This window comes from Allobosea sp. MMO-172 (genome assembly GCF_037147855.1).
In the GTDB taxonomy this organism is placed as follows: Bacteria; Pseudomonadota; Alphaproteobacteria; order Rhizobiales; family Beijerinckiaceae; genus Allobosea.
This window is the reverse complement of the sequence record NZ_JBBCUM010000010.1, coordinates 35,283-59,281: the sequence shown is the minus strand read 5'-3', so window position 1 is coordinate 59,281 and position 23,999 is coordinate 35,283. Positions and strand designations below refer to the sequence as shown.

The following is a 23,999-nucleotide window of genomic DNA, read 5'->3' as shown; positions in this document are numbered from 1 at the left end:
CGGCCTCAATGCGGCGGCCCGGGCGGGCCCAGGATGATCTGGGACATCCACACCAGGAAGCCGTATCCGCCGACGACGCCCACGGCAACGATCGGCCAAATCAGCACGGCCAGCGTCAGGAAAGCCAGTAATTCGGCCCGTTTCGTCGGCCGCTCCGGAGCGGCTTCCGGGCCACTCGCCCCCGCAGTCTCCGTCGCCATCTCTTTTCCTTCTCCAAGACGGCCGATCACGTATCGCGCCGTCGCCAGATTAGAGATCGAGGAAGGAGAATAAGCAGCTCTGCGCCGCTGTACAGCCTCACAAGTGCTGACACGCCCGATTTGTGAGCTGAGTTTGATGTAGCGCAAACTGAACCGTTCGAATCCTTCGAAACCGCGGCGCACCTCTCCCGCCACGATCTGTGCTGCGGTAGCCTGCCCGACAGACGAGCGACGCAAAGCTCTTCCTAGCGCAGCTTTCGACCGCCGAGTTTGCTGCAGCGCAAACATGCCTGATGCTGGATCGACTAGCTGAGATCACGGGCAGCGTTCCGAAACACGGAAAGCCCGCCTTGGTTGCCCTCGGCATCCGGCCGCCCCTGGCGATTCCGGACATCCCCTTAACGCGGTCATGACATTCGCTCCCCAGAATCTGAGAAGGTTGCCGATCTTTGCGGCGCTGTCCGATGCCGAGCGACGTGCCATCGCGTCAGCGGCGTCATTGCAGCATCTTGCGAGAGGCGAGCGCGCGTTTTCCGAAGGAGCGCCGGTCGGCGAGTTCTTCCTGATCCTGTCCGGGCATGTGAAGCTCTCGCGGGCCAGTAGGCACCGCGGCGGCGTCATCCTGCGGATCGCTCACCCGGGCGAGCCTTTCGGGCCCGCTGGCGGAACGCAAGGTAGCCGGCAGACCACCACCGCTATCGCCCAGCGCGACTGCCTGCTCGCCGTCTGGCCCATCGAGACCTGGAACCGGTTCCTGCACGACATGCCGGGCCTTGCGATCGGGCTGTTGGGGGTTCTAGAGCGCCGCCTGGCCGTCACTCAGGACAGGCTCATCGAGATAGCCTCTCTCGATGTTCCCCGCCGCATCGCCCATCTCGTCCTGCGCCTGATTGATCAGGCCGGCCGGCAGGACGGCGACGGCGTGCGGATCGATTTCCCGATCACACGGCAGGACATCGCCGCTCTCACAGGAACGACCCTGCACAGCGCATCTCGCATCCTTACGCTGTGGGAGCGGCAGCGCATCATCGGCGGCGGCCGGCGGGAACTGCTGGTCCGGAACGTGCCGGCGCTGGTCGACCTCGCCACGGCCCGCGCAGCCGACCGGGACGCCCGCTGATCGGCGAAGCCACGCGACACGCCCCTCGGATCGACGGCCTCGAGACGTCGGCGGATTGTTTGCCGAAGCGCAAAGAGGTCTGCCCCCGCGCCCGATAAGACCGGTCATCCCCGTCTGAGTGGCGGGTCCAGAGCCGGCGCTGCCGGCGCCGCCTCCCGCAGGCGCAACGGAAGGGTGAACGCATGGCCGAACGTCTGACAAAGGCGGGAGCCCGAAATGTCTTCTACGGCGGATCGATTTTCTTCTTCGCCATATTCGTCGGGCTCACCGCCCATAGCCACTGGTTCATGCGGACGCAGTCGACCGACGAGTCCACGCTCTCCCCGGCCGTCGCCCGCGGCAAGCATGTCTGGGAGCGCAACTCCTGCATCAACTGCCACACGCTGCTCGGCGAGGGCGCCTATTTCGCCCCCGAGCTCGGCAATGTCTGGAAGCGCTATGGCGGCGACAAGGACGCGGCCGGTGCACGCGAGAGCCTGAAGGCCTGGATGGCGGCCCAGCCGACCAGGATCGAGGGCCGGCGCCAGATGCCACAGTTCAACTTGACCGAGCAGGAACTCAACGATCTCGCCGATTTCCTGGAATGGACGAGCCGGATCAAGACCCAGAACTGGCCGCCCAACGATGCCGGCTGAGACATCGCGACAGGAGAGAGCCATGCCAGGCTACAATACGATGAAATATCAGACCCAGAGCGTCGCGATGCTCTATTTCTACGGCGCGCTCGCGCTGTTTGTCGCGCAGGTCGCCTTCGGGGTTGTGGCGGGGCTGATCTATGTCCTGCCCAACACACTGTCCGTCATCCTACCCTTCAACATCGTGCGGATGATCCATACCAACGCGCTGGTGGTCTGGCTGCTGCTAGGCTTCATGGGCGCGACCTATTACCTCCTGCCGGAGGAGGCGCAGACCGAACTCTACAGCCGCAAGATTGCGGTGGTGCAGTTCTGGCTGTTCTTCATCGCGGCGGCGATTGCGGTTGTCGGCTATCTCTTTCGCATCCATGAAGGGCGGGAGTTCCTCGAACAGCCCTTCGTGATCAAGATCGGCATCGTCGTCGTCGTGCTGATGTTCCTGTTCAACATCACCATGACCTCGCTGAAGGGCCGCAAGACCACGGTCACCAACATCCTGCTCTTCGGCCTGTGGGGTCTGGCGCTCTTCTTCCTCTTCGCCTTTTACAACCCGGCCAATCTCGCCCTCGACAAGATGTACTGGTGGTACGTCATCCATCTCTGGGTCGAGGGCGTCTGGGAGCTGATCATGGCCTCGGTCCTGGCCTTCCTGATGATCAAGCTCAACGGCGTCGACCGCGAGGTCGTCGAGAAATGGCTCTATGTCATCGTCGGGCTCGCGCTGTTCTCCGGCATCCTCGGAACCGGCCACCACTATTATTGGATCGGCGCGCCCGGATACTGGCAGTGGATCGGCTCGCTGTTCTCGACGCTGGAGGTCGCGCCCTTCTTCACCATGGTGATCTTCACCGTGCAGATGACCTGGAAGGCTGGCCGCAACCATCCCAACAAGGCCGCCCTGCTCTGGTCGATCGGCTGCTCGGTGATGGCCTTCTTCGGTGCCGGCGTCTGGGGCTTCCTGCACACGCTCTCTTCGGTGAACTACTACACCCACGGCACGCAAGTCACCGCCGCCCATGGCCATCTCGCCTTCTTCGGCGCCTATGTGATGCTGAACCTCGCGATGATGGCCTACGCCATCCCTGAGTTGAAGGGCCGCGCTCCCTACAACCAGTGGCTCTCGATCGCGAGCTTCTGGATGATGTGCACGGCGATGTCGGTTATGACCTTCGCACTAACCTTCGCCGGCGTCGTCCAGGTCCATCTCCAGCGCGTGCTCGGCCAGAGCTTCATGGACGTGCAGGATCAGATCGCGCTGTTCTATTGGGTCCGGCTCGGTTCCGGCGTGGTGGTTGTGATCTCCGCGCTGATGTTTGTCTGGGCCGTGCTGGTGCCCGGCCGTGAGCGCAATGCCGATCCGATCGCCTTCGCACAACCTGCCGAATGATCGTGAGGCCCGCCGGTCGCCGGGCCGGCGGGCCTCTGCCCTCCCCAATGCATTGGATGCCCGCGATGAACATGATCCCACGCCCGCCTGTCCCGGCTTCAGCCGTCGACATCCCCGCCTATACCGCCTCCGGCAACGAGAGCTTCCTGTTCGAGAAGGCCTGGGAAAGGCGCCTGCCGCTGTTGCTGAAGGGGCCAACCGGCTCGGGCAAGACCCGTTTCGTCGCGCATATGGCCGCGAAGCTCGGGCTGCCGCTCTTCACGGTCGCTTGCCATGACGATCTCTCCGCCGCCGATCTCACCGGCAGACACCTGCTCAAGGGCGGCGAGACCGTCTGGGTCGACGGGCCGCTGACGCGGGCCGTTCGCGAGGGCGGGCTCTGCTATCTCGACGAGATCGTCGAGGCCCGCAAGGACGTGGCGGTGGTGCTGCATCCGCTGACCGACGACCGCCGCATCCTGCCGCTGGAGCGCACCGGCGAGCTGCTCGCAGCCCCAGCCTCCTTCATGATCGCGGTCTCCTATAACCCCGGCTACCAAACCCTGCTGAAAAACCTAAAGCCCTCGACCCGCCAGCGCTTTGTCTCGATCAGCTTCGACTTCCTGCCGCGCGATCAGGAGATCGCCGTGGTCGCGCAGGAAAGCGGGCTCGACGAGGCCACAGTCGTGCCGCTGGTCGATCTCGCCCGGCGCCTGCGCACGCTCAAGGGACAGGATATCGAGGAAGGCGTCTCGACCCGCCTCATCATCTATGCCGCGAACCTGATCGCCGCCGGCCTGCCGCGGCAGGAGGCCGTGATGGCTGCCATGATCGAGCCCCTGACCGACGAGCCGGAGGTTCGCGCCGGCCTGGTCGAGATCGCCCGCGCGGTTCTCATCTAGGAGGCTATGATGCTGGACTTCCTCGAGCTGGAAGAGACGGTCGGACGCTTCTGGCACCGGCTGGTCGGCGATACCGCGAGCCTGCCGCATCACCCGCAGGCGGCGGTGACGCTGGCGAGCATGGCGCCGACGCTCGCCGTCTGCTTCCGCGGCTTCGGCGGTGAGTCCGGTGTCAAGATCGTTCCGGCCCGCGAGCGCACCGCCAGTCACCGACTCAACCTGCGCCAGCGCGTCGGCCTCGGCGAGGAAAGACTGACCCAGTCTCTGCGGACCCAGGACAGCCTGCAACTGCCGGCTGAGATCGCTCTCTTCCCGCAGCCCAGGCTCAACCGCGACCTCTATGTCTGGCTTACCGCCTGCATGGCCGCGATGCCGCCGCGACCGATCATCGAAACCGATCCGCTCCAGCGCGATCTCGTCTTGATCGCCGCCGCGCAGCGCCTGGTTACACAGGTCCTCGCCGCCTTTCCGGGCCTCATTCCGGTCTATCGCCGCTTGGCAGATGGCCTTCTCGCGAGCCGCCATCGCGTGGGTCTGCCCGCGACCGAGGCCTGGATCGAGACACTGATCCGCGCGCTGCTAAGTGGCAAGCCGCTCGACATCGCCGCTGGGGACTGGCTCGCCCAGGCACCAGCCGGCTATCTGCCGGCACTCGGCGTGCCGCTCTGGCCGTTGGCGAACGCCGCCGCCCCCGCCCGCACGCGCCGCCGCGACGAGGACCAGCCGCCCCCGATATCGGCCAAGGCCGAGGAGCAGATGAAGGCCTATGCCGCCAGCCGCGACGAGACGACCGAGGACTGGCGCGAACGCAGCCCCTTCGCCCTCAATCGTTTCGAGACGATCCTGGCGATGTCGGAGATGGTCGCCGTCGACCGCCCCTCAGACGACAGCGACGAGCACGATCCCGAGGCCGCCGACGAACTCGACGACATGGTGCTGAGCGAGCGCAAGGGCCGCCCGGCCTCGCGCTTCCGCTTCGAGCTCGACCTGCCGCCTGAAGCGATGGACGAGACGGCTCTGGCCGGCGCCCTGACCTATCCGGAATGGGATTTCCGCAGCGCAAGCTATCGCAGCGATCATTGCCGCGTGCTCGCCGGAATGGTGCAGCAGGAGCAGGCGCCCCCGGCGCAGGACGCCGCGACTCGCGCGCTGGTGCGGCAGGTGCGCCGCCAGTTCGAGGCGCTGCGTCCGCTCCGCGAGCCGCAGCGCAGTCAGATCGACGGTCCCGATCTCGATCTCGACGCCGTAGTGCGCCGCCAGGCCGATCTCGCCGCCGGCGGCTCGGGGAGCGACCGCATCCATCTGGCGAGCAGGCCGCAGGCGCATGACCTCGCCGTGACCACGCTGATGGACGTCTCGCTATCGACCGACGCCTGGTTCGACGATTTGCGCGTGCTCGATGTCGAGAAGCAGGCGCTCACCGTCTTCGCCCATGGCCTCGCCGCCTGCGGCGACCGCCACGAGATCCTGACCTTCACCTCGCGCCGCCGCGACTGGGTCCGGATCGAGACGGTGAAGCGCTTCGACGAGGCGATGGGGCCGGCGGTGGAGGCGCGCATCGCGGCGCTGAAGCCCGGCTACTACACGCGCATCGGCACGGCGATCCGCCATGCCGCGGCCGGCCTGAAGGCGAGGCCCGATCGGCGCAAGCTCCTGCTCGTCCTGACCGACGGCAAGCCCAACGACATCGACCATTACGAAGGCCGCTTCGCGATGGAGGATACGCGCATGGCGGTGATCGAGGTGCGGCGCGCCGGCATCTGCGTCTTCGCCGTCACCGTCGACCGGGAATCGCGCGCTTACATCCCGCATCTCTTCGGCCGCAATGGCCACGCCGTGGTCGCCCGGCTCGATCGCCTGCCGGCCGCCCTGCCGGCGATTTACCGCGCGCTGGCCACCTGAGTGCCCGAAGCCAAAAGCAAGCCCTCGTCCTGAGGAGCCGTTTCGCCAGAAATGGCGTCTCGAAGGATGCTCCAGGAGGCTCCGGAACCATCTGGAGCATCCTTCGAGACGCAGCCTTCCGCTGCTCCTCAGGATGAGGGCTCGAACGTCAAGACAAGCGTTGAGGAGAACGCCATGACCGACGCTCAGATGGGTCTCGTCGTCGCCACGCCCGCGATCATCGTGATGGCCCTGCTGCTCTACCGGATGGGCGTGCTCCAGAAAGGCGGCGTCGCCGCCGCCGTCATGATGTCGCTCGCCATCGCCGTCCTGCTCTTCCTCGAACAGTGAGGCCGCCAAAAGCGCGCAGTTTGCGCTTCGGCAAATTGCCGCAGGGAGGGCTCCGTTAGGCTGGAGAGCCGCCCGCATCGGGGCCGCAACCGGAGCCGAACCATGACCATCCAGCCTCTCGAACCGCTCGACGTGCGCACGATTCCGCCGGTCGTGCGCCATCCCACGATCTTCGGCATCCTGGAGCGGCTCTCCCCCGGCGATGCCTTCAGCATCGTCAACGATCACGATCCCGCGCCGCTGCGCCGGCAGATCGACGCGCGTTATCCCGGCGTCTATTCCTGGGCCTACATCGTCCAGGGTCCGGAGATCTGGCAGGTCGAGATCGGCCGCAACGAAGCCGGCAGCGATGAACATGCCGCCGATTGCGGCGGCCATGACGAAGGCCATTCCTGCACCTGCGGTCACTGACCGCTTCGCATCCGGGAGACCGCAGCCATGCCGATGGCATCGCTGTCCCGCTGGACGATGAGCTACTTCGCGGCCGCGCTCGCCTTCCTGCTTGCGGCCGAGGCTCTCGCCGTCGCCGGCATCGGCTATCCCGCCGCCGGCCTCGGGGAGCCCGCGACACTCGTCCTCGTCCACCTCGTGGCTGTCGGCTGGCTCAGCCTCGCCATGGCCGGCGCGCTGCTGCAGTTCGTGCCGGTTCTGGTGTCCCGCCCGCTTGCCTTCCCCCAACTCGCTCTGCCGGTGCTGGCCGCGCTGGCCGCCGGCCTCATCCTGCTCAGCACCGGCTTCGCCACGCTGGCCGGCTGGATCGACGTCCCGCTCGACCTCCTGCCGCTGGGCGGCGCCGCGCTGCTCTCGGGCCTGACCCTGCTCGGCCTGATGCTGGCCGCGACGCTGCTGAACGCGAGGCCCATCGCCTTGTTCGCCCGTTTCGTCCTCGTCGGCCTCGCCTGCCTCGCAGCCACGGCGATGAGCGGCGCGGCCTTCACCACGCTCCTGTCGGGACGCGGTGGCTGGCTCGGCCACGTCGCGTTGCTTCCCGACGGCCTGCCCTTCCACGCCCTGCTCGGCCTGGGCGGCTGGCTCGGCCTGATCGCCTTCGGCGTCAGCTACCGCCTCTTCGTCATGTTCATGATGGCGCCGGAGCCGCCCGCACGCGGGGTGCGCCCGGTGCTGCTGTTGGCCAGCCTGGGGCTCGGCCTCGCCTTCGCGGGCCTTGCCGCCCCCTTCGCCGGCATCGAGCCCGGCGCCACCTGGATCGTAGCGGCGCTCATCATGCTCGTCCTGGCCAGCCTCCTCTACGGCCGGGGCATCCTCGCGCTCTACAGCGCCCGCAGGCGCAAGGCGCTGGAGATCAACATGCTCGCCAGCATTCCCGCCTTTGCGGCGCTCGCGCTTGGATTGGCGCTGCTGCCGGTCGCCGTCGTGGCCCATGCCGGGGACGGCTCGATCGCGGCACTCGTCTTCCTCGTCGTCTTCGGCTGGCTTGGCGGCTTGACGCTGGCGCAGCTCGTGAAGATCGTCTCCTTCATGACCTGGCTCGAAACCTATGCACCCCGGCTCGGGCGAGGCCCGGCGCCGCGCGTCGGCGATCTCGTCGCCATGCCGCGCACCGGCTGGTGGTTCCTGCTCTACTATGCAGGGGTCGCGTTCGGAACGGCGGCGCTCGCCATGGAGGCGACCGGCGGCTTCCGATCGAGCATGGCGATCGGCCTGGCGGGAACGATCGGCATCGCCGCCGAGCTGGTCCACATCCGCCGCTTGTCGCAGATCAAGGCTGCCGACCGGCCGCCGGCGCATGAACGCCCCAGGCTCTTCGCCGCTCGGGCAGAGGAAAGGAGACCGGACCATGTCCACACCGGAACCATCGCCCATCCGCGAGCTTGACGTCCGCCCGATGCTGCTGGCCGGCGAGGAGCCGTTCCAGGCGATCATGGAGGCCGTCGGCGCGCTGGCGCCGGGCGAGTCCCTGCGCCTCGTCGCGCCCTTCCGGCCGGTGCCGCTGTTCTCGGTGATGGCCAATCGCGGCTTCTCCGCCAGTGACCGCCCGCTCGACGGCGGCGACTGGGAAGTCGTGTTTTCGCCTGTCGCCGAGATGCAGGCCGAGGCCGGGCTCGCCACGGGCAGCAGCCCCTCCGCCATTTTCTGGGGCGACCCCGTCGAGGAGCTCGACCTGATCGATCTCGAACCGCCGGAGCCGATGGTGCGCATCCTTGAAGCACTCGAGGCGCTGCAGCCCGGCGATGTGCTGTTCGCACTGCTCGCCCGCGAGCCGGTCTTCCTCTTTCCGGAACTGGCCAAGCGCCAGCATGAATGGGCCGGCAATTTCGACGCGTCCGGCACGGCCTATCGCCTGCTCGTGCGCCATGGCGGCGGGAGGGCGCACGGATGAGCACCAATCTGGAGCGCCTCGTCGAGATCGCGCTGCGTGACGTGCTCGACCCCGAGATGGGCCGCAGCATCATCGACCTCGGCCTGATCTACGCGATCGCGGCGGCGTCGGACGGTTCGGTCGCGATCACCATGACGACGACCACGCGTGGCTGCCCGCTCACCGGTTTCCTGAAGGAGGCCGTGGCCTTTGCCGCCGGCGCCGTCGAGGGCGTCACGGGCGTCACCGTAACGCTGACCTATGAGCCGGCCTGGGAGCCAGCAATGGTCGCCGCCGAGTGACCTAGTGTCCAGCCGCAATCGTCAGAGATGTTGTGCTGCAACAAAGATCGAATTCGCCAGGCTCCTAAAGTGCTCATGACCGATCCATTGACGGTCATTCGAAGGAGACAAGCCATGGGCGAAGAACTCAAACTGACCCGCCGCAGCATACTGGCGGGGGCGGCAGCCACCGGGGCGATCGTCCAGGCCGCCTCTGCACCGGCGCAGGCCCAGGCCGTGATGACCAAGGCCACCGCCGCCGATATTGCGAAGCTGCCGCGCATCAAGCCGAAGCTGGTCGATCCCCCCTTCGTGCATGCGCATGAGCAGGTCGCGACCGGAGGCCCCAAGGTCGTCGAGTTCACGATGACCATCCGCGAGAAGAAGATCATTCTTGACGACGCCGGAACCGAGACCTTCGCCTTTACCTTCAACGGCACGGTCCCGGGCCCGATGATGGTTGTCCACGAGGGCGACTATGTCGAGCTGACGCTGATCAACGCCGAAACCAACGAGCTGATGCACAACATCGACTTCCATTCGTCGACAGGTGCGCTCGGCGGCGGCGCCCTGACCGAGGTCAACCCCGGCGAGAAGGTCGTGCTGCGCTGGAAAGCCACCCGCCCGGGCGTATTCGTCTACCACTGCGCCCCTCCGGGCATGGTGCCCTGGCACGTTACGGCCGGCATGAACGGCGCCATCACGGTGCTGCCGCGCGACGGACTGAAGGACCATCAGGGCAAGCCGCTGAAGTACGACAAGGCCTATTATGTCGGCGAGCAGGACTTCTACGTGCCGCGCGACGAGAACGGCAAGTTCAAGCGCTATGCCAGCCCTGGCGAAGCGCATGAGGATGTCGCCAAGGCGATGCGCACGCTGACCCCGAGCCATGTCGTCTTCAACGGCAAGGTCGGCGCCCTGACCGGCAAGAACGCGCTCACCGCCAAGGTCGGCGAGACGGTGCTGATCCTGCATTCGCAGGCGAACCGTGACACCCGCCCGCACCTGATCGGTGGCCATGGCGACTATGTCTGGGCGACGGGCAAGTTCCGGAACCCGCCAGAGCGGGACCTCGAGACCTGGTTCATCCCCGGCGGCTGTGCGGGGGCGGCGCTCTACACCTTCCTGCAGCCGGGGATCTACGCCTACGTCAACCACAACCTGATCGAGGCGTTCGAACTCGGTGCCGCCGGCCACTTCAAGGTCGAAGGCGAGTGGAACGACGACCTGATGAAGCAGATCGTGGCCCCGGCCGGCATCTGACTTCTCTCAGCCTCCCCGCGACCAGCGGGGAGGCTCCTTCCCAATAGGGCTTCCGGCCATGGGTACGACGCTCAACACTTCACTGCCGAGACTGACGACTTCCCTCGGCTTCCTGTTCATGGCGGGTGCCGCAGCACTTCTGCTCGCCGGCCCCGCGAACCACGCCGTACCGGCCTTCCCCATGCCCCAGACGGCCATCGTGCCTCCGGCGACGCTGTTGCACCGCGTCGACGGCGAGTACAGCCGCGCGGGCCGCCCGATCGACGCCCCGCGCGTGACCGTCCGGCTCGCGCAGCCGCTCGAGATCATGCGGTATCAGGTAACCGCCGCTGATTTTGCGCGCTGCATCAGCGCCGGGGCCTGCAGGCGCCTCGATCATGCGGCGGCTCGCGGAGACCTGCCGGTGACTGGCGTCAGCCATGCCGACGCCATCGACTACGCCATCTGGCTGTCTCGCGAGACAGCCGCCGCCTGGCGTCTGCCGAGCGATGGCGAATGGGCTCAGGCCGCCGGCTCGCGCTTCGTCGACGACGCGCGGGGCCTGGACGGCAGCGAGACCAACCCGGCGCTGCGCTGGCTTGCAGACTACGAACGAGAAGCCAATCGCAAGGCAGCTTCCGACCCGGCCCCCCTGCCGATCGGCAGCTTCGGCGCGAACGAGCACGGCGTCCACGACATCGCCGGCAATGTCTGGGAATGGACGCAGACCTGCTTACGGCGCGTCACGCAGGATGCTGCCGGCCGGACGACCAGCGAGACCACCAATTGCGGGATCTATGTCGTCGAGGGCCAGCATCGCGCCCCGATGAGCTTCTTCATTCGCAACCCGAAGGCGGGCGGCTGCTCGGTGGCGATTCCGCCCGACAATCTCGGCTTCCGGCTGGTCCGCGAGCAGAGCTGGCGCGACCGGCTGCGCAGGCTGCTGCCGGCATGAACGTCGCGTTACGCGAGGGCCTGGATACCACGCAGCCGGAAGCCGGGAGTGGCATCGAGCTCCTGCTCTGGATCCTGATCTGGAGCGAGCTCGCCGTCTTCGGCGCTCTGCTCGGCGCCTTCCTGCTGTTGGGAATGCTCGATCCCGCTGCGCTGGCTGCCGTGCGCGGCGAACTCGACCTTCCGCTCGCGGGCATCGCCACGGCCATACTCGTCTCCAGTGGCTTCTTCGCCGCTCGGGCGGCGTCCGGATGGCAGCCACTAGGCAATCTCATTGCCGCAGCTCTGGGCGGCCTCATATTCTGCGGCCTCAAGATCGTCGCGTTCACCCACGAACTTCCGGCGCTGGCCGCCATGGAAGCACGCCTCGCCGAGCTCTACATGCTCATCGTCGGCTTCCACTTCGCTCATGTCCTGTTCGTCGCCGGCTTGCTGCTGCTCGTCGCCTGGCGACCGACGCCGAGGCATATCGCCGGCGTCGCCACGATCTGGCACCTGATCGACCTCGTCTGGCTCCTGATCCTCCCCGTCGTCTATCTCGGTTGACATGCGCTCTTCTCGCGCCCTTCCCCTCCCGGCCATTCTCATCTGCCTGTTCGTTGCAACGGGGTTGAGCCTGGTCGCGGTCTCCGTCCTGCCGGCCGAGTTTCGGGGCGCAGCCATCGCGGCGCTCAGCCTGACGAAGGCGATGCTCGTCGTGCTGGGCTTCATGCGGCTGCAGCGGGAGAGCGTGGCGCTGGCCGGCGCCCTGATCGGCTATGCGGCTCTGATATGCCTGTTGGCAGGCGCCAGGATCGCGCTCTCCGGGATATCGTGACGCACTTGAACCCCCGTCGCGATTGCGGTCTTATCCCGCGTCCCGCCTGCGTGAGATCAGGATGCGGGCCGTGTTCGAATCGCCGATAGGAAGGCAGCACCGTGGCTTTGGATCGCAGCGTGCTGCGTAGCATCCCGCTTTTCGCGGCCATGAGCGACGCGCAGCTCGACCGCATGACCGCGCAAGCCAGCGCGCGGCGAATTCCCCAGGGCGAGGCGGTCTTCGAGCAGGGCGACCCAGCGAAGGCCTTCTATCTCCTGCTGCATGGCCGATTGAAGGTGACGCAGGTGACGCGTGATGGTCAGCAGATCATCGTCCGCGTCGTCCACCCCGGAGACCTGTTCGGCTTTACGCGCGCACTCAGCCGCCCCGACTATCCGGGAACCGCGACGGCCGCCGTCGACAGCCTCGTTTCGGCATGGCCGAGCGAATCCTGGGACAGCTTCGTCGAAGACAATCCGCACCTGGCGATGAACGCCATACGGACCATCGGCCAGCGTCTCGACGAGGCCCATACGCGCATCCGCGAGATGTCGACCGAGGAAGTCGAGCGCCGCGTGGCCCATGCCGTGCTGAGGCTGATTGAGCAGGCCGGGAAACGCGATGAAGCCGGCATGCGCGTCGACTTTCCGATCTCGCGCCGCGACATCGCCGAAATGACCGGAACCACCCTGCATACGGTCTCGCGCATCCTCAGCGCCTGGGAGACGCAAGGGCTGGTGGAAGGCGGCCGGCAGAAGCTCGTAGTCTGCGATGCGCCTGCGCTGAAACGGCTCGCCGAGAACGTGAAGTAGCGACTGAGCGGCCGATTTAACGCGGCTTGTAGAACTCCACGAAGAAGCGAACAGGGCCGCAAAGCTCGACCTCGTGCAACGAGGCCGGGAAGATCTGCGAATGGACGCCCTCGGACAGGAGCAGTTCTTCGCCGTTCTGCAGATCGCGGAAGCGCAACGAGCCGGCGAGCACATGCAGCTTGGCCCAGACCCCCGGCTTCGTAGCATGAGCCTTGAGCAGGCCGCCCGGAATGGTGTCTTCGGTAAACTCTGGCGAACGCCGATAAGCGACGAGTTCCTCAGGCCACCGCGGCATCGGCCGGCTCCCAGTCATAGAGATGGATCAGCTTGGGATCATCCGCATGATCTATGAGCATGCGGCGGACGCGATCCTGCCAGAGCGCGGCGAAGCTGGAGAGGCCCGCCTCATCCGCCTGCCCGGATACGGCCCGAGGCATGACGGCGGCCATCTCCTCCGCGTGCGGCACAGCTCCCGTGTCGATGTCGACAACCACCCCCTGCCCGGTGTCGCGGCGGCGCAGCGCCATGACCCCTTCGATGTCGGCACCGAACCGAAGCAGGTCCCGCCGGGCGAAACGATGCGCCGGGCCGATGCCGTGAAAGCCGGTCTCCGCCGTAGCTCCAGTGAGAAGCGTCACGACCGAGGCCATTACGCCTGTCGTCCCTTGGTCGCGCTCGTCGCGCATCAGCACCTCGACGCCGCCGCGCTCCGGCAGTTCGTCTTCATAGAGATAGGAGAGGCCGTTGATCACCATCAGATAGGCGCCTGCAACGGCCGGGCAGGAATGGCCGGCAAGTCGGACCGCATCCTCGTAGCTGTAGTTGAGGATGCCGTCTTCACTGGTGCCAAGAAAGGCAGCGAGCGGATCCCTCACCTTGAGGCGCGGAGCCTGCGCGAAAAAGGATGGAAACGTCATCAAGCCACCTCTATCTCAACCGGGCGCACCGCGTCCGAGCATCCAAAAAAACGGCTTCGATCTAACGGGATCTGGCGGCGCGCTTTTTGCGCCGACGCAAGCAGCCGTCGATAGTCGCAGGACATATGAGGACATTTCAGGCCGCAGGGCGGCCGATGCCGAAACGCTCGGGATCAGCGGCGAGGTCGCGCAGCGAATATCTGTCGAGCTCGGCCAGAAAAACCTCCATCGCTCCGGAGAGGATGCCGCGCCAGCGATCCAGGCTCAGCAGCGAACGCCCCTCCGCCTCCCCGAAGCATTCCACGATGGAAAAGGCCGGCTCCGTCACGCGGATGATCGCCCCCAGCGAAATCGCCTCCGGCCTCAGCGCCAACGTCAGCCCGCCCGAACGCCCGCGCACGCCTTTAAGAAAATCATGCCGCACGAGGAGGTTGGCCACCTTCATCAGATGCGTTCGCGAAATGTCGTATGAGGCCGCCGCTTCTTCGACGGTGACCAAGCGGCCGGGATGAGCGGCCGCGAAGATGAGGAGCCGCAGCGCATATTCACTGAATTGGGTCAACCGCATTCCAGAATCCGCCTCCCCCTGCCGCGGCCCAGTAATCCCTCAGCACTTTGTCGAGATTTCGACGTAATGTATCCGCATCATCATCTTATTTAATCTAGATAAATTCGAATATAATATCAGCCTAATCGACGATTAAACAGATAACACACAACGATATACATGCAACAACATGTCGCACCATGCAGATAGGAGTTTACAACCTCCGCCTCCGCACGTAGGAAAAGTGCCATCTGAAATTCCTATTTAGAACGCTCCCATGTGGAACGCCAGCTCCAATCGCATCGCCCCGGGCACTCGCCGGCAGGCCCGGCCCCGCCATCAGCGGAGCGAGTCCACAGGACGGACGCCGCCTTCCCTCTTTCGTTCCACTCTTCAGAAGGCGTCGCGATCATGACGACCCGCAATGAACACCTCTGCGTCGCTGCGCGCGCGCCGCGCCGGATCGCCGGTTTCGGTCGGCTGACGCTCGCGACGCTGCTGACGACCGTGTCGACACAGGCGTGCCTCGCTCAGTCAGCCTCCCCCGGTTCCACGATCGTTCTCGACACGATCGTGGTCGAGGGCGCCGCGGCCGGCGTGCCGACCTTCGTGCGGGATCGCTTCTTCGCGACCGCCGGGGGCGCGACGCTGCTGACGGCCGAGGACATTCCGCAAAGCGGCAATCCGACGTTGGCCCGTGCTCTGCAGGACGCGCCCGGCGTCGTGGTGCAGGAGTTCTTCGGCGGCAACGACCAGCCACGCATTCAGATCCGCGGCTCCGGCCTGCAGCAGAATCCGGTCGAGCGCGGCATACTCGTGCTGCGCGACGGTCTGCCGCTCAACCGCGCCGACGGCTCCTACATCGTTGGCCTCGCAAACCCGCTCCAGGCGCAGTCGATCGAGGTTTATCGCGGCCAGACCTCGCATCGGCTCGGCGCCACGGTCCTTGGCGGCGCACTCAACTTCGTCTCGCCGACCGGCAACAGCGCGCCCGGCACGCAGGTGCAGGTCTCGGGCGGCAGCTTCGGACAGGTCAATCTCTCCGGCCAGACCGGCTATCGCGGTGAGGGCGTCGACGCGCTGATCCAGGGCGATTTCAGCCGCCGCGACGGCTACCGCGTCTACAATGAATCGCAACGCGCCAGCGTCAGCGGCAACGTCGGCGTGGCCCTCACCGAAAACATCAAGACCCGCTTCTTCATCGGCTACACCGATCTGAGCTTCGATGTCGCCGGCCCGCTGACCAAGCAGGGGCTGCGCGCTGACCCGAAGCAGGTTCATGGCGGCCCCCGCGTGGTCAATGGCGTAGCGGTCGACCCCGGCCCCAACGTCCTACGAGACCGCCCGCGGCGCGAGACGAAGCAGTTCTTCATCGGCAACCGCACGACGGCGGAATTCGGACCGCATCTCGTCGATCTAGGCCTCGGCTACACCTACACGGACGACATGTTCCGCTTCCCGATTTCCTCGGGCGTCCGGGTCACCAAGGGCGGCGATTTCACCGCCGTCGCGCGCTACGCCTACAAGCCGGACCAGGCTGCGCCGCTGCCGCTCTTCGAGACAACCGCGCAATACGTCGTCGGCTCGGCGAAGCGCGAGAACTATCTCAACCAGGGCGGGACCACGGGCGCACTGTTCGGCGAGAGCGATCTCGATGCGAGCACACTCTCGCTCTATGCCGGCGCCAACATCCCGATCTGGCAGAGCGTGACACTCTCGCCGGCCATTTCCTATGCCCATGCGACCCGCGACAACAGCGATACCTATGCCGCCGCGCGCCGCCCGACCAATGCCTATAGCCCGGCCTCGCCCTATGCCCATCTGCCCAATGGCTCGGTTCCCAGGCAGGATTCGAGCTATGGGCGCACTTATGATGGCTGGAGCCCGAGCCTCGGCCTGAGCTGGCGGCCGAACACCGATCAGATCGTCTTCGCGGCATTGTCGAAGAGTTTCGAGCCGCCGACCCACGAGGATTTGCTCGCCACAATCAACGGCACGCCCAACAGCAGCCCCGGCCGCCCCAACCCCGGCGCCCCCATGGCGGCTGCGGCGGCATTCTCCACGCCTGCGCTGAAGGCTCAGACCGGCACGACGCTGGAAGGCGGCTGGCGCGGCCGGCACGGCGACTATTCCTGGGACGGCGTCGTCTACTATTCCTGGATCGACAACGAGCTGCTCAGCCTGCGAGACGCCACCGGCGCCTCGCTCGGCGCGATCAACGCCGACAAGACCACGCATTTCGGCGTCGAGCTCGGCTTGGGCGCCAAGATCTTCGAGCAACTGACCGGGCGCCTCGCCTACACCTACCAGGACTTCCGCTTCGACAACGATCCCACGCGCGGCAACAACCGCATCGCGGGCGCGCCGCGGCACCTCATCAACGCCACGCTGCAATACCAGGCGACGCAGGCCTGGATGCTGCAGGCCTCGCTGCGCTGGAACCCGGAGAAGACGCCGGTCGACAACATGAACACGCTCTATGCCGACCCCTATGCGCTGGTCGACCTGCGCACCGAATACCGCATCAACGACAGCGTCACCGCCTTCGGCGAAGTCAGCAACGTCTTCGACAAGACCTACGCCTCCTCGACGCTGATCGTCGATCAGGCGCGCTCGGACCAGGCGGCGTTCCTGCCCGGCACCGGTCGCGCCTTCTATGCCGGGCTGAAGGCGCGCTTCTGAAAAAGACATCACGGTCCACGTCGCCGGCTTACGGCGACGCGGCAAGGAGATCAGCATGCTCAACCGCCGCCGCTTTCTGGCTGCCATCGCCACCACCATCGCCCTGCCGCATCTCGCGCGCGCCGCCGAGCCGCTCGTGCTCTGGGGCCCGCCGGCGACGCCGGGGCTGCTGCTCGTCGCCGCCGCAAAGGATCCGGCGCTCAAGCCCTTCGCCGACAGCGTCGAGGTCAAGATCTGGCGCACGCCGGACGAGATGCGCGCTGGCGTCTCCTCCGGCGGCATGAGGGCGGTGGTGGTGCCGAGCTATGTCGCGGCCAACTTGCACAATCGTGGCCTGGGCATCCGGCTCGCCAACGTCCTGACCCACGGCCTGCTTCAGGTCGTTGCGCCGGCCGGCACGGTCAGCACGCTTGCCGATCTGAAGGGCAAGCGGGTTGTCGTGCCGTTCAAGAACGACATGCCCGATTTCCTGTTCCGCCGCCTGCTCGCCGCGCAAGGCTTGAAAGCTGACGAGCTCAACATCGACTATTCCGGCACGCCGCCGGAAGCGGTCCAGCTCCTGCTCGGCGGGCGCGCGGATGCCGCCCTGCTGTCCGAGCCTGCGACCTCGGGCGCGATCATGCTGTCGGGCATGCGCGCCAAGCCGCTCGAGCGCGCAGTCGACCTGCGCAAGCTCTGGGCCGAGGCGGCAGGCCGCCCCAACCTGCCGCAGGCAGGGTTGGCCGTCACTGACGCACTGACGAAGCAGATCGGCACCGACGGCATTGCCGCGCTCCAGCGCGCGATCGAAACCGCGCTCGGCACGGTCGCAGCCGATCCGGCAGCCGTCGCCAACGAGGCGGCAACCTTGTTCCAACTGCCCTCGCCCGTGCTGGCCCGCGCCGCACCGGTGAGCAATCTCGCCGCGCAGCCCGCCTCCGCGGCCCGACCGGACCTGGAAGCGCTGTTCACCGCGCTTGCCAAGGACGATCCGCGCATCATCGGTAGCAAGCTGCCGGGCGACGCCTTCTACACCTTGTGACGCGATGCGCCATGGGATTGCCTTCCTGGGCTGGGCCGGCCGTTATCTCTGGGCCGGCTGGGCCGGCGCGGCCGGATTGTTCTGCATCGCCGCCGCCTGGCAGGCGGGCCATGAGCTCTATGGCTCCTTCATCCTGCCAGCGCCGCTGGAGACCGCGCGTGAGGTCGTCAGGCTGGCGCAGGACGAAGCCTTTCGCCATGCGGCGCGCCAAACGGCCGAGCGCGCCGGACTGGGCTTCGCGCTCTCCGTGCTGATCGGCACGGCCGCCGGAATCGCGGCGGGCTACTCCTTCGCGGCGATGCGGCTGATGCGCCCGGTCGTGACCGTCATCCTTGGCGTGCCGCCGATTGCCTGGATCGTGCTGGCACTGATCTGGTTCGGTGCCGGCGGCGGCACCGCCGTCATGACCGTGGTCGTGGCCTCGCTGCCGATCTCCTTCGCCGGCGGGCTCGAAGGCGTCGCCACGCGCGACCGGGGGCTCGATGCCATGGCGCGTTCTTTCGGCGCCGGCCCCCTCATGCGGTTGCGGACCGTCACCGCCCCCCACATGGTCTCCTATCTCTTCCCGGCCTGGACGACGACAGCGGGCTCGGCCTGGAAGGTCACTGTGATGGCGGAGCTCCTATCGAACGCGGGCGGCCTCGGCGGCGACCTCGCCAGTGCACGTGCGCTGTTCGACATAGCGCGCGTCACCGCGATCGTGCTCGTCGTCGTCGGCTTTGCGCTGTTCTCCGAATACGCGCTGCTCCAGCCCGTCCGCGACCGGCTGGAACAATGGCGCGAGGCCGGCCGGCCCTGGGGCGTGAAGCGATGAGGCTGGAACTCGACCGCATCGGCCACGCCTTTCTTGGCAGGCCGGTTTTCGAGGATCTGACGCTCGACCTCCACGAAGGCGAGGTCGTCGCGCTGGTCGGCCCCTCCGGCTGCGGCAAGACCACCGTTCTGCAGATCGCAGCCGGGCTGATCGAACCGTTGCGCGGACGCGTGCGCCGGCACTACCGGCGACACGCCGTCGTGTTCCAGGAGCCGCGTCTGCTGCCCTGGCTGACGGCGCGCGACAACATCGCCTATGGGCTTGCCGCGCGCGGGATGGGCAGGGCCGAACGCCGGGCGCTTGCCGAGCAGCGCGCAGCCGAGGTGGGCCTGCTGGAGCGGGATCTCGACAAGTACCCGGCGGAGCTTTCCGGCGGCATGCGCCAGCGGACGGCCGTCGCTCGTGCTCTCGCGACCGACCCCGAGATCGTCTATTTCGACGAGCCCTTCACGGCGGTCGATGTCGGCTTACGGCGTGTCCTGCAGGACCTGATTATTGCGGCCTCCGCCCGGGAGAAGTTCTCCGCGCTCTTCGTCACGCACGATCTCGCCGAGGCGGTCAGGCTCGCCCATCGCATCGTCGTGCTCTCCGGCCGGCAGGACGGCATCGTCGCGGAGCGCACGCTCGACGGCGTGCCCGGCCAACGCGACGACCGCGCGGTGTTCGAGACCGTGCAGACCTGGATGCAGGACCCCTCCTTCGCGGACCTGTTCGATGGCGACAGGCAGTGACATGACCCGACATTCACCGGACCACCCGCTGCTCGCGGAAGCGCTGAAGCTGTTCTTTCCCGTGGCAGCGGCCCATGCGGTGCTGCTGCCGCTGATCTGGGTGACGGTCTTCGCCTTCGATCTGCCCTTCACCCGGCAGGTGCCGGCCGGGCAGTGGCACGCCCACGAGATGATCTTCGGGACCTATGGCGCTGCGCTCGCCGGCTTTCTCGGCTCGGCCATGCCGGAATGGACCGATACGAAGCCGCGCCGCGGCCGCGCGCTCCTGCTCCTGCTGGCCCTCTGGCTGCCCGGCCGATTGATCGGCTTCCTCGGCGCCGATGCCCTGATCATCCCGGCGGCGCTGACCGACCTCGCCTTCCTTGCCGTGCTGCTCGTCTATGTCACCCGACCGTTGATCGACCGGCGCACCACCCGCCACGGCTCCTTCGCCGTCTGGATCATGCTGTTCGCGCTGCTGGAACTCTCGATCCGCGTGGCCTGGATTCTGGGGGAGACGGCCTTGTCCGGGCGGCTGCTGCAGGCCGCGCTCGCCGTCTTCCTGGTCTTTCTCTCGCTGGCCATCGCCCGCATCAACGTCGTGGTCGTCAACCATGCGCTGGATCCCAGCGGCGAGACGACGCCCTACCGGCCCCATCCCGGTCGCCAGAACCTGACCGCCGGGCTCGTGGGGCTCCAGCTCATCGCCGGACTCGTCGCGCCGGACTCCGCCGTGCCCGCCTGGCTTGCGCTCGCCGCGGCAGCCGCCTTCTTCGACAGGCTGGCGGAGTGGTTCATCGGCCGTGCCGTTCTGCGCATGGAAGTGCTTGCGCTCGCAGCGGCGAACGCCTGCGGCGGCCTCGGCTTTCTGGTGCTGGGGCTGGCCGGCCTCGGCGCCCCGGTCGCCCCGGCAACCGGACTGCATCTGCTGTCCGTCGGGGCGCTCGGGCTGGCGGTGATGGCAGTCTTCGTGATCGCGGGCCTGCGCCATAGCGGACGCGACCTCGTGCTGCCGCCGGCGGCCAAGCTGGCGCTGACGCTGATGGCTGCCGCGACCGTGATGCGCGTTCTGCCCGAGCTCGGCGTGGGCTCCGGCCTGCTCGGTCTGCACTATGCGCTCGCAGCCGGGCTCTGGTCGGCGTCCTTCGCCACATGGCTCATCGGCTTTTGGCCGATCCTGAACAACCCGCAGCGCGATGAAGGCGGCTGCGGCTAGATCATCGGACCGAATGTCGTATCCGGTCCGATGATCTGGCTCTTTGCATCGGCATTTGCCGAAAGCCGCGGTCGACTTTTCGGGCCGATGCTCCAATCAGGCCCGCTGGGCGGCGGCGGGAGCCTTCGGCGCGACACGCACGCCGGTCAGGACCGGCCAGTAGGCCACAGCGAAGACGAGGAAGGCCAGAGACCAGCCCAGCCCTGCGACATGCAGCAGCGCGACCGGGCCATGGCCGAATGCCGAGCAGATCCGCGCCACCGTGCCGATGACGACGAGCGCATAGCAGAGCTGGGTCGCCGCCGTGGCGGTCAGAGCGCGGCCGGTATGCCCGAGGCTGGCGCGCGACATCACAGCGAGCGTCATCGTCCCGAAGGCGCCGGCGGTCCAGGCATGGGTGCCGGCAGCGGGAGCGATGAAGCCGAGGCTCGACAGGGCCGTCAGAGCGAAGCCGATCGGCACGAAAAGGTAGCCGACATGCAGGACGACGAGCAGAGGATTGCGCCAAGTCCGGTCGCCGGCCCAGCGCGCGAGCCTGAAGAGGTGGAGGCCTGCGGCAATCATCAGCACGACGCCGGTCGTGACCGTGTCCGGCGCCGCGATCCAGCAGATGAGCGCCACGGCGCTGCCGGCGAGCACGGCCTTGTCATAGGTGCCGAAGGGGACCGGCAGCCGCCCCTCTCCGCGCTGCGCCAGCCAATTGCGCGTGAAGCTCGGCACGATCCGTCCGGCGATGAGCATGACCAGCATCAGGACGGCGGCGATCGCGAAACGGCGGGAGACGTCGGCGCCTCCGGTCAACCCCGCTTCGAGATGGAAGGCGAGATTCGCCGCCAGCAGAAGCACGATCAGCAACACGACCTTGAGGTTGCGCCAGTTGCGCCCCGCTACGATCTCGCGGGCAGCGGCGGCGGCGAGCAGCAGCAGGAACAGCGCATCGATCGCCATCGCCAGGCGCCAGCCGATCAGGGCCGAGGCCGAGACGGCGAGACGCCCGGCGAGCCATGCCAGCACGAGGACCAGAAGCGGCCGGCCCAGCACCGGCAAGCGCCCGGTCCAGTTCGGGATGGCCGTCAGCAGGAAGCCGCCGATCGCGGCCGCCTGATAGCCGAAGAGCATTTCGTGGACATGCCAGTCCACCGGCGCGAAGGCGGTGGGCACGGCGAGATGGCCGGTGACGAAAGGCAGCCAGACCAGCATCGTCAGGCCGGCCTGCAAGGCGGCCAGGAGGAAGAACGGCCGAAAGCCGTAAGACAGAAAAGCGGGCCCGTCATAGGCCCGCAGTCGCGGTATGGGTGCCATGGGCTCCCTCCTTCTCGCGGCCGCGAGAGATCCGGCCGCGCCCGAGTATCGGGTTTCGAGCTACTGCGCCTTGGCGACCAGATCGGCGAAGACCTGCTTGGCCTTGCCGGGGTGCTTGGCGGCAGCGGCGGCATCCAGGTTGGTCGGCTCGCCGACCACGACCAGCGCGACCATGCCCATGCCGTAATGCGGCTTGCACTTGATGCCGTAGACGCCAGCCTCCTTGAAAGTGACGTCGACCTGCTCGTTCATCTTGCCCAGGAAGGGCTCAGCGCCGGCCGGCATCATCTCGGGAATGCTCTCGGCATTATGGCTCTTGTCGGTGGGAACGAACTTCACGGTGTCGCCCGGCGCGATCTTCACCAGTGCAGGCTCGAACACCATGGCGCCGGCGGCACCCTTGTTGAGCATCTTGACTTCGACCTCGGCGGCATTCGCGCCAGCGATCGCCAGAGCCATCATCGCGCCGGTTAGAACAGTCCTGAACATCTGACTTCTCCATCACCGCAGCGAACTCATCGGTTTCTCGCTGCACCGCAACACTAACGGGAGCGGGCCGATCGCAATTTGCGATAGCGCAAAGAGAAGGCCGGATTTGACGGGCCTATAGGCCGCGCAACGCCGAGACCGCGGCGTCCGCGCTGCGCGTGATCTCGACGAACAGCAGCGCGAACTCCTCGAACACGGTTCGGTCGCTTTCCGCTTCGGTGAGGGCGTCCAACTCCGACAGGAAATGCAGGATCGAAGCGATGCGCTCCTTGTGCTCGCGCGCGGCGGCGAGCCGCCGGCGCGTTTCACGCCGACGTTCCTGCTCGTCGAAGCGGGCGAGCGCCCCGTTCAGCGTCTCGCGGCAAGGGCAATCCAGATCTTCCGGACGTAGCACTCGTCGCAAGCGGCCGATCAGTTGGCTCGCCGAGGCGGTCGCTGCGCTTGGCTCGAACGTATAGTCGGCGTCTCCCTCGTGCCCGGCTTTCATGACAGGCTCCTTCCCGCTTCCCGGTGAGCTTCAGCGCAACGCGCCCAAACTGCCGCCGCCCGCTCCCGCATGAACGTGACCGGCCATCCCGTGCAGGAAGCCGTTGGAGAACGGCACATCCAGATAGATTTCACCCAGCAGCCTCTCGGCTTCCTCGGGCTCGATCCGCCCATCGACGACGTCGCGGAACAATCGCGCGACCGCGACCATGTCGCAGCCCTGCGGCGAGAGGCGCAGCGAAGCCACGCTGGCACGACGCAAGGCAGGAATATCGCTCAGCAGGCTGACGCAGCTATCCGAAAGGATCTGCACCCCGTTCACGGAGAGGAATCCGGCGCCGTCAAGCGTCTTGACGGGCATGCCGTCAGGATCCTTCTCGCAGACGAAACGACAATTGTCCTTGGTCAGCTTGTGAGCACGCGCATGATAGCAACGCGCCGACATCGCCAGAGGCACCTTGCCGAAGGCAAAGACCTCGGTCGCGAGTTGCGGCACCGCCGCCGAGATGGCCGCGACCGCAGGCAGCGGCAACTCCGGTGGCAGGCAGATGCGCGTCGCGCCTCGCTCGGCCAGAAATCCGGCCGCTGCCTCGTTGTAGACGTTGACGAAGGGGCCGACCGCGAACGGCCTCGACGCCAGCCCAGCCAGACAGGTCAGGTCGTTGATTTCGACCTCGGCCTCGTCGCTCTGCATCAGCTCACGGGTCTGGCGGCGCTCGCGCGGCAGCGAGATCAGGATCAGGCTGGAATGCAGCACGCGCTTGCCCGCTGCCTCCAGCCGTTCGACCACGGCGGGGATGTAATCCTGCTTGAAGGGCGCGCGCTTCGAGCAGACGGCCTCGCCGACGACCACGGCGTCGACCTGCGCCTCATCCGCCACGCGATAGTAGAAATCGCGCCAGCGTTCCGGCGACCAATGATAGAGCACGGGTCCAAGGGTAAGCTGCATCGC

At 66.9% G+C, this 23,999-nt stretch carries 28 protein-coding genes; 20 read left to right on the top strand and 8 right to left on the bottom strand.

Annotated elements, in window-relative coordinates; all coding sequences use genetic code 11:
- Positions 1-5: 5 nt before the first annotated feature.
- Positions 6-200, bottom strand: a complete 195-nt coding sequence (napE, locus tag WFK61_RS15945; RefSeq protein ID WP_173049803.1) for a periplasmic nitrate reductase, NapE protein — start codon at positions 198-200, stop codon at positions 6-8.
- Positions 201-639: 439 nt separating this feature from the next.
- Here napE and WFK61_RS15940 point away from each other — a divergent pair, with 439 nt between their 5' ends.
- The 15 genes from WFK61_RS15940 to WFK61_RS15870 all read left to right on the top strand — a co-directional run bounded on the left by WFK61_RS15940 (position 640) and on the right by WFK61_RS15870 (position 12,863).
- A complete protein-coding gene (locus WFK61_RS15940; RefSeq protein WP_336813068.1) occupies positions 640-1,320 on the top strand; it encodes a Crp/Fnr family transcriptional regulator in 681 nt (226 codons plus the stop codon).
- A 182-nt stretch (positions 1,321-1,502) separates the two neighbouring features.
- Positions 1,503-1,955: a c-type cytochrome gene (locus WFK61_RS15935; protein ID WP_336813067.1), complete on the top strand. Its 453-nt coding sequence runs from the start codon at positions 1,503-1,505 to the stop codon at positions 1,953-1,955.
- Between the two features lie 40 nt (positions 1,956-1,995).
- Positions 1,996-3,342: a cbb3-type cytochrome c oxidase subunit I gene (locus WFK61_RS15930; protein WP_336813206.1), complete on the top strand. Its 1,347-nt coding sequence runs from the start codon at positions 1,996-1,998 to the stop codon at positions 3,340-3,342.
- Positions 3,343-3,413: 71 nt separating this feature from the next.
- Complete coding sequence (locus tag WFK61_RS15925) at positions 3,414-4,223, top strand: CbbQ/NirQ/NorQ/GpvN family protein (RefSeq protein ID WP_442896315.1); 810 nt, start codon at positions 3,414-3,416, stop codon at positions 4,221-4,223.
- Between the two features lie 9 nt (positions 4,224-4,232).
- Positions 4,233-6,125 (top strand): nitric oxide reductase activation protein NorD, encoded by a 1,893-nt coding sequence (locus WFK61_RS15920; protein ID WP_336813065.1) that lies wholly within the window; start codon positions 4,233-4,235, stop codon positions 6,123-6,125.
- A 174-nt stretch (positions 6,126-6,299) separates the two neighbouring features.
- Positions 6,300-6,455, top strand: coding sequence for a hypothetical protein (locus WFK61_RS15915; protein WP_173048797.1), 156 nt, complete (start codon positions 6,300-6,302; stop codon positions 6,453-6,455).
- 102 nt (positions 6,456-6,557) lie between these two features.
- Positions 6,558-6,866, top strand: coding sequence for a DUF2249 domain-containing protein (locus WFK61_RS15910; protein WP_336813064.1), 309 nt, complete (start codon positions 6,558-6,560; stop codon positions 6,864-6,866).
- Between the two features lie 27 nt (positions 6,867-6,893).
- Positions 6,894-8,291, top strand: coding sequence for a hypothetical protein (locus tag WFK61_RS15905; protein ID WP_336813063.1), 1,398 nt, complete (start codon positions 6,894-6,896; stop codon positions 8,289-8,291).
- A complete protein-coding gene (locus WFK61_RS15900; protein ID WP_173048803.1) occupies positions 8,254-8,796 on the top strand; it encodes a DUF2249 domain-containing protein in 543 nt (180 codons plus the stop codon). The genes WFK61_RS15905 and WFK61_RS15900 overlap by 38 nt, the downstream gene beginning before the upstream one ends.
- Complete coding sequence (locus tag WFK61_RS15895; protein ID WP_336813062.1) at positions 8,793-9,077, top strand: metal-sulfur cluster assembly factor; 285 nt, start codon at positions 8,793-8,795, stop codon at positions 9,075-9,077. The genes WFK61_RS15900 and WFK61_RS15895 overlap by 4 nt, the downstream gene beginning before the upstream one ends.
- A 114-nt stretch (positions 9,078-9,191) precedes the next feature.
- Positions 9,192-10,319, top strand: coding sequence for a copper-containing nitrite reductase (gene nirK / locus WFK61_RS15890; protein ID WP_173048807.1), 1,128 nt, complete (start codon positions 9,192-9,194; stop codon positions 10,317-10,319).
- A gap of 58 nt (positions 10,320-10,377) precedes the next feature.
- Positions 10,378-11,253: an SUMF1/EgtB/PvdO family nonheme iron enzyme gene (locus WFK61_RS15885; RefSeq protein WP_336813061.1), complete on the top strand. Its 876-nt coding sequence runs from the start codon at positions 10,378-10,380 to the stop codon at positions 11,251-11,253.
- A complete protein-coding gene (locus tag WFK61_RS15880) occupies positions 11,250-11,798 on the top strand; it encodes a cytochrome c oxidase subunit 3 family protein (RefSeq protein WP_173048811.1) in 549 nt (182 codons plus the stop codon). Before WFK61_RS15885 ends, WFK61_RS15880 begins: the two co-directional genes overlap by 4 nt.
- Positions 11,799-11,862: 64 nt before the next feature.
- The gene (locus WFK61_RS15875) at positions 11,863-12,069 is read left to right on the top strand and encodes a hypothetical protein (protein WP_336813060.1); all 207 of its coding nucleotides are present in this window, start codon (positions 11,863-11,865) and stop codon (positions 12,067-12,069) included.
- Between the two features lie 101 nt (positions 12,070-12,170).
- Positions 12,171-12,863 carry a Crp/Fnr family transcriptional regulator gene (locus WFK61_RS15870; protein ID WP_336813059.1) on the top strand — a complete coding sequence of 231 codons (693 nt, stop codon included), beginning with the start codon at positions 12,171-12,173 and terminating at the stop codon, positions 12,861-12,863.
- Positions 12,864-12,879: 16 nt separating this feature from the next.
- On the opposite strand, the gene WFK61_RS15865 is transcribed toward WFK61_RS15870, so the two are convergent.
- The 3 genes from WFK61_RS15865 to WFK61_RS15855 all read right to left on the bottom strand — a co-directional run bounded on the left by WFK61_RS15865 (position 12,880) and on the right by WFK61_RS15855 (position 14,348).
- Positions 12,880-13,158 carry a TehB family protein gene (locus WFK61_RS15865; protein ID WP_336813058.1) on the bottom strand — a complete coding sequence of 93 codons (279 nt, stop codon included), beginning with the start codon at positions 13,156-13,158 and terminating at the stop codon, positions 12,880-12,882.
- Entirely contained in the window at positions 13,142-13,780 is a 639-nt protein-coding gene (locus WFK61_RS15860) for a hypothetical protein (RefSeq protein WP_336813057.1), read from the bottom strand. The genes WFK61_RS15865 and WFK61_RS15860 overlap by 17 nt, the downstream gene beginning before the upstream one ends.
- A gap of 136 nt (positions 13,781-13,916) precedes the next feature.
- Entirely contained in the window at positions 13,917-14,348 is a 432-nt protein-coding gene (locus WFK61_RS15855) for an RrF2 family transcriptional regulator (RefSeq protein ID WP_336813056.1), read from the bottom strand.
- 390 nt (positions 14,349-14,738) lie between these two features.
- Between WFK61_RS15855 and WFK61_RS15850 the strand changes: the two genes are divergently transcribed.
- From WFK61_RS15850 to WFK61_RS15830, 5 genes are read left to right on the top strand one after another with little or no spacing between them, the layout of a single operon-like run.
- Complete coding sequence (locus WFK61_RS15850; RefSeq protein WP_336813055.1) at positions 14,739-17,009, top strand: TonB-dependent receptor family protein; 2,271 nt, start codon at positions 14,739-14,741, stop codon at positions 17,007-17,009.
- Positions 17,010-17,064: 55 nt separating this feature from the next.
- Positions 17,065-18,030 carry an ABC transporter substrate-binding protein gene (locus WFK61_RS15845; RefSeq protein WP_336813054.1) on the top strand — a complete coding sequence of 322 codons (966 nt, stop codon included), beginning with the start codon at positions 17,065-17,067 and terminating at the stop codon, positions 18,028-18,030.
- 4 nt (positions 18,031-18,034) lie between these two features.
- On the top strand, positions 18,035-18,844 hold the full coding sequence (locus tag WFK61_RS15840; RefSeq protein WP_336813053.1) for an ABC transporter permease: 810 nt from the start codon (positions 18,035-18,037) through the stop codon (positions 18,842-18,844).
- On the top strand, positions 18,841-19,575 hold the full coding sequence (locus tag WFK61_RS15835; protein WP_336813052.1) for an ABC transporter ATP-binding protein: 735 nt from the start codon (positions 18,841-18,843) through the stop codon (positions 19,573-19,575). Before WFK61_RS15840 ends, WFK61_RS15835 begins: the two co-directional genes overlap by 4 nt.
- Position 19,576: 1 nt before the next feature.
- A complete protein-coding gene (locus tag WFK61_RS15830) occupies positions 19,577-20,770 on the top strand; it encodes an NnrS family protein (RefSeq protein ID WP_336813051.1) in 1,194 nt (397 codons plus the stop codon).
- A gap of 96 nt (positions 20,771-20,866) precedes the next feature.
- Here the strand turns inward: WFK61_RS15830 and WFK61_RS15825 are convergent, their stop codons facing one another.
- The 4 genes from WFK61_RS15825 to ubiV all read right to left on the bottom strand — a co-directional run bounded on the left by WFK61_RS15825 (position 20,867) and on the right by ubiV (position 23,996).
- Entirely contained in the window at positions 20,867-22,072 is a 1,206-nt protein-coding gene (locus tag WFK61_RS15825; protein WP_336813050.1) for an NnrS family protein, read from the bottom strand.
- A 60-nt stretch (positions 22,073-22,132) separates the two neighbouring features.
- On the bottom strand, positions 22,133-22,561 hold the full coding sequence (locus WFK61_RS15820; RefSeq protein WP_336813049.1) for a pseudoazurin: 429 nt from the start codon (positions 22,559-22,561) through the stop codon (positions 22,133-22,135).
- Between the two features lie 115 nt (positions 22,562-22,676).
- Positions 22,677-23,048 carry a hypothetical protein gene (locus WFK61_RS15815; protein WP_336813048.1) on the bottom strand — a complete coding sequence of 124 codons (372 nt, stop codon included), beginning with the start codon at positions 23,046-23,048 and terminating at the stop codon, positions 22,677-22,679.
- 30 nt (positions 23,049-23,078) lie between these two features.
- The gene (gene ubiV / locus WFK61_RS15810; protein ID WP_336813047.1) at positions 23,079-23,996 is read right to left on the bottom strand and encodes a ubiquinone anaerobic biosynthesis protein UbiV; all 918 of its coding nucleotides are present in this window, start codon (positions 23,994-23,996) and stop codon (positions 23,079-23,081) included.
- Positions 23,997-23,999 lie beyond the last annotated feature (3 nt).